The organism is Lacticaseibacillus pantheris DSM 15945 = JCM 12539 = NBRC 106106 (assembly GCF_001591865.1).
GTDB lineage: Bacteria > Bacillota > Bacilli > Lactobacillales > Lactobacillaceae > Lacticaseibacillus > Lacticaseibacillus pantheris.
The window spans coordinates 1-573 of record NZ_BCVS01000190.1 but is presented as its reverse complement, the minus strand read 5'-3'; the positions used below and the strand labels follow the sequence as shown (position 1 = coordinate 573).

At 51.8% G+C, this 573-nt stretch carries 5 tRNA genes; all 5 read right to left on the bottom strand.

From position 1 onward, the window contains the following. Nucleotides 1-38: 38 nt before the first annotated feature. The 5 genes from LPA02S_RS11405 to LPA02S_RS11385 all read right to left on the bottom strand — a co-directional run bounded on the left by LPA02S_RS11405 (nt 39) and on the right by LPA02S_RS11385 (nt 481). Nucleotides 39-112 (bottom strand) — tRNA-Ile (locus LPA02S_RS11405). Between the two features lie 14 nt (nt 113-126). Further along, nucleotides 127-200: transfer RNA gene (locus tag LPA02S_RS11400), tRNA-Met, on the bottom strand. A 25-nt stretch (nt 201-225) separates the two neighbouring features. Continuing rightward, nucleotides 226-299, bottom strand: a tRNA-Pro gene (locus tag LPA02S_RS11395). 5 nt (nt 300-304) lie between these two features. Next, nucleotides 305-378 (bottom strand) — tRNA-Arg (locus tag LPA02S_RS11390). A gap of 31 nt (nt 379-409) precedes the next feature. Beyond that, nucleotides 410-481 (bottom strand) — tRNA-Gly (locus tag LPA02S_RS11385). Nucleotides 482-573 lie beyond the last annotated feature (92 nt).

Genomic DNA, 573 nt, shown 5'->3' with positions numbered 1-573 from the left:
CCATAATATTCTATCAAACATAGGCTGCCATGTAAAGATGGACCCTGTAGGACTCGAACCTACGACCGAGCGGTTATGAGCCGCCTGCACTAACCAACTGTGCTAAGGGTCCATGACTCAACCTAATCGCGGCGGGGGGGATCGAACCCTCGACCTCCCGGGTATGAACCGGACGCTCTAGCCAGCTGAGCTACACCGCGAAAACCTAGAACTCAAGAGTTCCAATCGGGAAGACAGGATTCGAACCTGCGACCCCCTGGTCCCAAACCAGGTGCTCTACCAAGCTGAGCTACTTCCCGAACAATGCACCCAGTAGGAGTCGAACCTACAACCTTCTGATTCGTAGTCAGACACTCTATCCAATTGCGCTATGGGTGCATATTTAATTGTCTACCAACGGATGTTGGTAAGCGGAAGACGGGATTCGAACCCGCGACCCCCACCATGGCAAGGTGATGTTCTACCACTGAACTACTTCCGCATATTGAGTCATCAATTATGTTGGCTATGAACCCTTCCGGATAAGTGGCCCCCTGATTAATCAGAGGGCCAACCGCACCAACTGGAATTCAT